The organism is Microcystis sp. M20BS1, from assembly GCF_020245305.1.
Lineage (GTDB): Bacteria > Cyanobacteriota > Cyanobacteriia > Cyanobacteriales > Microcystaceae > Microcystis > Microcystis ichthyoblabe_A.
This window is the reverse complement of sequence record NZ_JADBUZ010000065.1, coordinates 1-5993: the sequence shown is the minus strand read 5'-3', so window position 1 is coordinate 5993 and position 5993 is coordinate 1. Positions and strand designations below refer to the sequence as shown.

4 protein-coding genes and 1 pseudogene are annotated in these 5993 nt (G+C 46.6%); 2 read left to right on the top strand and 3 right to left on the bottom strand.

Going from position 1 to position 5993, the window contains the following annotated elements; all coding sequences use genetic code 11:
- From IM507_RS06825 to IM507_RS06815, 3 genes and pseudogenes are all read right to left on the bottom strand, one after another.
- Positions 1-98 (bottom strand): annotated as a pseudogene (locus tag IM507_RS06825) (transposase); the annotation flags it as partial.
- Between the two features lie 308 nt (positions 99-406).
- Positions 407-808, bottom strand: a complete 402-nt coding sequence (locus tag IM507_RS06820) for a hypothetical protein (RefSeq protein WP_287636800.1) — start codon at positions 806-808, stop codon at positions 407-409.
- Between the two features lie 7 nt (positions 809-815).
- Positions 816-2846, bottom strand: coding sequence for a hypothetical protein (locus IM507_RS06815; RefSeq protein WP_287636799.1), 2031 nt, complete (start codon positions 2844-2846; stop codon positions 816-818).
- A gap of 599 nt (positions 2847-3445) precedes the next feature.
- Between IM507_RS06815 and IM507_RS06810 the strand changes: the two genes are divergently transcribed.
- Together IM507_RS06810 and IM507_RS06805 are read left to right on the top strand one after the other, a co-directional pair.
- A complete protein-coding gene (locus IM507_RS06810; protein WP_287636798.1) occupies positions 3446-4081 on the top strand; it encodes an HNH endonuclease in 636 nt (211 codons plus the stop codon).
- Between the two features lie 1119 nt (positions 4082-5200).
- Positions 5201-5993: phage tail protein (locus tag IM507_RS06805; protein ID WP_287636797.1), on the top strand; the 793-nt coding region annotated here is incomplete at its 3' end.

The window sequence follows — 5993 nt, the reverse complement described above, 5'->3', positions numbered from 1 at the left end:
AGGCATTTATTCCGAACAAACTGAACTGTCCGAATTGCCTCATCAATGGCTTGATATTGAGATGGTTTTCCTCTAAGCTTGTACTCTAAAATGAACATCTTGCGTGCCGACCTACTACGCAAGCTATTCTAGCACGCTAAGAATTGAGTTGTCAATCGTGCTTCGCTATTTCTATGCTGGTCGGCTTTTCATCTCATCGGTAAAACCGAGAGCCTTCAAGCCGACATTTCAGGTAAATACTACAACTAAGCACCTTCTCTAAGGACACAGCGTCGATATACACATTACTGCTGTCAGCTAATCCGTATACAACTCTGTTATTATAAGTTGCCTTTAATTCTTCCATGTTGCTCCTGTGTTGGGCCCAGTTTGAGCTGGGCCCAATTAATTAACCTTACCTTGGCTTCTATAGGGCAGCGAGGCGCCGCTCTAATTCTTCGATACTCTCTTCAGCGAGGAGATCATTTTTCTTACGCTCAATGAGGGCCAGTAAGTTCTGCCGATTCTCCTCTCTAGCGAGGGCCTGCTTAGTGGCCTCAGCACGATTCTTAACATGAGCAATGACAAATTTGACTATGTCGAGCTTTCTTTGTAAGATAATAATCTCGTTGCTATCATCGACGAAGTCTACGCCACCGCAGGCTATGATACGCTTGTTAAGCTCAATAGCAACATTATTAAGAGAGGGCGTATTGGTTGATTTAGACCTGAGGTTAAGACAGAATAGATCCTCAAGCGTGAGATCACCGCTAACAGAGGGAAAGCGGTACCGACCAACGAGAGCACCAATAATGATATTGAGTTCCATAGTTCCTCTAGAATGTGACTTTGAAAATACGTTTACGTGTGGAGCTATCCCCCACGCGGCATGTGAAACTAGCGCGAGTAGTGCTAGAGAAGCCTAGGCCAGCAAGTCCATTAGGAGTACTGTTGACTGGTACCATGCTACCTAGTAACTCGAACACGCGCTTGTGATCTCGTAGTAGATCAGCACGAATAAACTCATTGAAGAAGGGGCGGATAGGCCCCTCGGATACAGCCTTATCTAAGAAGATAAAGAAGTGTAGGTTACCGTGCTGTGTATCCCCCCAGTGATTAGGGCTGGTAGTAATGAGGCGGACCTTCTGCCACTGATTAGTGCCCATACCCCACGTAGTAAGAGAGCGGCCTGTAGCACTAGATGGTTTAAGTAAGTCACTATCTGTATCTAATTTTAGCACACCATTAACCATACTGAAGCGGGCTACGTTTACAGTTTTTCCAGTAGGCATCAGGGTCTTATACGTGAAGGTGTAGAACTGGCCCCCCTCTGTCTCGATATCTACCTGGAAGCCGATATCAACGCTATTACGTCTATTAAACTGATTAACAGACAGTAGATACTTAGCATTAGGCGCCTTATTGGCAAATGCTATATTCTCAACGGGGGTATTAGTTAAAGAAGAAGTCGTGGCGTTAGCATCTACATCGAGCTCACCACCACAGGCCTTCTTACTTCCATAGTAAATTCTATTGTTGTTCCACTCGAGATGAAGGTCTAAGTCATCAGTATTATACCACATCAACCGGCAGCACAGAGCCCCGTCTACCTTACCGCCAGCAGCCTTGACACGCTGACGACTACTATCAGCTAACTGATTATTGTAGCTCCAGCCCATACCATTAGGCCATTGGAAGAAGCTAGGGGTATCCGTATCTACAGGAGCTGTCATAGTAACTAAATTATTTATCAGCTTATCTTCAAATAGGATCTCCATAGATGTGATATGGGGCACTACGCTGCTAAGGAACTCGCTGAAGCTAATATTCTGCGGAGTCGTAGGCGGGCGAGAGACTACAAGCATATTGTTGAAGAAGTCGGTCTCGATGGTCGTTGGTAGCCTATCAACATATAACCACTGATCAATAGGGACATCATCAATAGTGGCCTGACGACGCTCTAGACTAGACTGGCTGAAGCCCATAGCGAGAAAGTCAGCCCGGGCTCTAGCCTTCATACTCTCAGTAACGATGGCCGTAGGGCGACGATAGTTCTCGGGGGCCACCTTACTCTCATAAGATGTAACAGCCTTATCTAGATCGCGTCCCTCACTAATATCAGTCAGCAGAGTACCGATGGCTGTATTGCGGATATGGCTAAATTTAGCAGACATCGCCCAGCAGAAGGTTTTATACTGCTCCTCGGTAAAATTAGGATTACGCAGGCGATTCTGGCGATTGGTCTTTTGTAGGGCAAGAAACTTAGTTAACAGTGGCTTAAACTCAATACCGCGATAGAGAGCACCTTGATCGATGAGTTCGAGGACAGTATTCACTGAGTCAATAGAGATCTCTTCTAGATCTCGCTTGAGGCCCGCCGCCTTATTACGGGCATCACTCTGACTACCATTTACATCATCAGAGGCATAGGCTGTAGGAAACTTATAGTATAGATGGTGCCACTTAATAGTGGTACCGTCCTCTAGACGCTGCAAGTCACTTGCGTGCCCTACGGTCAATTCACTACGACTTAATAAGAACGTGTCTCGAATGCGGGCCCCTGTCACTAGAGCATTGAGCTTATCAACTACTGCCTGTAAGTAACCTGGTACAGTTACATTCCACATACTGATGAGATTATAATTCTCATCTGGTTTAACGAGGCCCCCCGCCTTCTTAATGAATTGTCGACAGGCCATACAGTTATGCGCCTGTCGCTCGTGTGAGGGGAATGCATCGAGGTAGGTCTGCCAGAGCACATCTCCTAGTACGTCGACAACAAATAAGGGCTGCTTATCCTTACACATATCATCTAGCTGTTTAATACACGCAGCCTGGATATCACGAAAATCAATTGTAGTAATCATAAAAATACGGGGCCCACCCCCGTTGTTATAGTTTCCACGGTTCTCCTGCGTATTTGTGGTAGAGAAGCCCCCTTTATTTGAGAGGGGCCCCGCCTGATAAATATTTTACACCAGAATTAAAAACCTGTGCTATAATAGTAGAAGGAATGGCTAAGGTTCCTTAAACCGCCGATAGGCGGTACCGATGACCTCCTATTTACCGCCCTCTCATTTGCCTTAATCAGTTGATTGATGTAGGCATCAGAGAGGGGCTGGTATCTATAAACTAAAAGACACAGTGAGCCGTGAAGTTCGAGCGGAACAGGGTAAACCCATACGCTTCACCTCCGCACGCCGTGCCCCGCTAAGTAGTAATACTGAGTAAACAAGATAGGGCTAAATGTACAAGACTTGACACCGGTTACGTCAAGCGCGGTAGGTTAATTCTGACTCTAGTGGACGCCGCCAACGAGTAGGACGGAGGGAAACATCCTCTGTTACGTTGGTGCGCCAGACCTATTGTGCCTCTGGGGCAACTCAGTTCTGATCTACATTAATCTAAGCCGGGTTGTAGAACCACGGCTGTATTGTTGTATCTATTCACCTAACAGACATTGACCATGTTCAACCAAATACGGTACGTAAACAAGGCAGCGTTGAAGGCACTGAAATCAATCCTGCGAGATAAGGCCTATCAGGCTTCTAAACAGGGGGATTACCTAGTCCTGCGCGCGGCCCGTAATTCTCACTTATATCAGCTATTACATTTAGTCGGATTCTTTGATTTTCACGTTACGAATACCCAGCGACTCATCGTTGGTCTTCATCAGGTTGTCGCCTACGCTTACTGGGGGTGGAAGGCCTACCGCAATGGCTTCCTCGCTCGTCGAGGAGAGGTAGAGGTGCACCATATCGACGATAATCCTCTCAACAACCATCCCCGTAACCTTATCTACGTCTCGCCGATAGAGAATTGCCTTGTGGCTCAGGCAATCCGTAGTGAGTGCGGTAGCCGTGTTCTTCATGGTAAGACTATTCCATTCAACCGGCAAGGACGCCTCGTTAAGAACCCCATTGCGTACTTTGTAAGTATTGTTAAGTTGAGCATCGAACGCACCTTCGCTACACTCGGTCTACAGGTGGAGGCAGTGAATGTGCTACTCGAGCTGCCCCGCGACTTCGGCATTGCTCGAGTGAGCTGGGCCCCCCGCTTCTTCGTTAACGCCCTCCGTAAACTCGGGTGGCAATACGGCTAGGCTCTTAAAGTCCTCTATATCCATAGTGACGACACTTCTATCACCATGAGTAGTTATGAATAGACGGCACCCCTGCGCCTGAGCAGTAGCCCACTCATCTTCAGTAGGGCCTAGTGTATTACGCCGGGCCACCCGCGTCTTATGTTCTATACGCCAGGTCTCCCCATCTATAACAATAGAGCCATCCCCGTCTCCGAAGATGGCCCCACTGGCCACTGTTGCTCTTGCACCTAGATCGCGTAACACGCGTTTCTCAGTGACGCGCCCTATCTTCGATGCAGTGTTACTCTGCTTGCGAGGGGGCGGAGGGGGCTTCTCATATGCGGGGTGACTCTTAATAGAGGGGCTACCAGCCAGTGGTAAATAGGCCAGCTCACCCTCTCCTATCTCAGCTCTACATTTATGACATGCTATATCCAGATTACGACAGGCCTGCTGCCACTCTAGTGGACAGGTCATGCCACGCCGGCGTATACTAATTGTAGCGGTACGGGCGCAGTGCCTACGGCTACTAGTTGTATCTTAGCATCGACTATATCTACGTTATTAAAGTGATAGGAGCCAGCTACTACTTTTGGTAGATTAATAATAGTGCTACCATTATTGATAACAGTGAGGTTAACAGAACCTGTCTCACACGAGAGACCTACTAACTGTAGTGAGGTAATATCGATTAGATCAATCGGTACTGTTGCGCCGGGGCTCAGGGTTAGAGTAACCGTTCTAGGCAGCGTGGTATCTGTAAATGTGTAACTAGCAAAAAGCTGTGTATACAATCTACCACGTGTACCCTTAAATTCAACTGAATATTGCATTAATTTAATCCTTTATACAGTATCCAACATACAATCTCGGCATCTCATTAGACTTAACTCGATAGAGCTGACTAACGTATAACTCGTATCCATCCTCTATCTCGTAGCTAGTCCTTAGACCACTATTAGGCCTAAGGACTATACCATTCAGGTGCTGCCAATCACTATATATAGTAATTGGCACCTGATGGGGATTTGCTATATCCATATGCCACATTTCGCTACTCACCGATACCTCCTTTCTAATGCTTACAGAACGCCATACACCGATAGTATAACCAAATTAACCACTAGCTACAGTTCTATGCCAATTATATTATCAGTGGGTAAGGGGAGTCCTCTTACTTGTGCTGAACTCGACAATAACTTTCTAGAGGCTGCTAATCGCGCCAATCATACGGGAACACAGGCAGCCAATACTATATACGATCTATCTGACACAGTGCGGGCGTTTGCGTTTATTGCCGACATGCTGGCTGATATAGCCACTCTAGAGAATGAACTAGAGGAATTACGCGACGATCTATTTGGTGGTGGTGAGTTACAGCAAATCATTGCTAATCTACAGCAGTTAGTCAATGATCTAATTAATAACCTAGCTGCTGTCGTAGGTGAGCTAACTATAATCCGGAACCTACAGACATGCTGCGATACTAACACAACTGCCATCAGCGCTCTACAGTCTCAATTTACTACATTGAGTAATCAACTAACTGCTCAGATAGCCACCATCAATGCCACAGTCAGCGCTATAAATGACAGGCTCAATCTAGAGATACCCAAGATAGTAGCATTACAGAATACTGTAGGTAGTCTACAGACACAAGTAACTAATCTATCGAACACTAAGGCTAATATAGATAGTCCTTTCCTAACGGGCAACCCCCGTACTGTATCACCCACTACTAATGACAGTATAGCTCGAGTAGACTGGGTTAACCAGGCCATAGCGTCTCAGGCGAGCCTCCCAATAGGTTCTGTAATCATGTGGCTGGTAGGGGTGGACCCCCCTACTAATTGGTTAAAAGTAGATGGGCAGGCGATCAGCAGGACGCAATACGCAGAGCTATTCGCATTGTTAGGTACTCAATACGGTT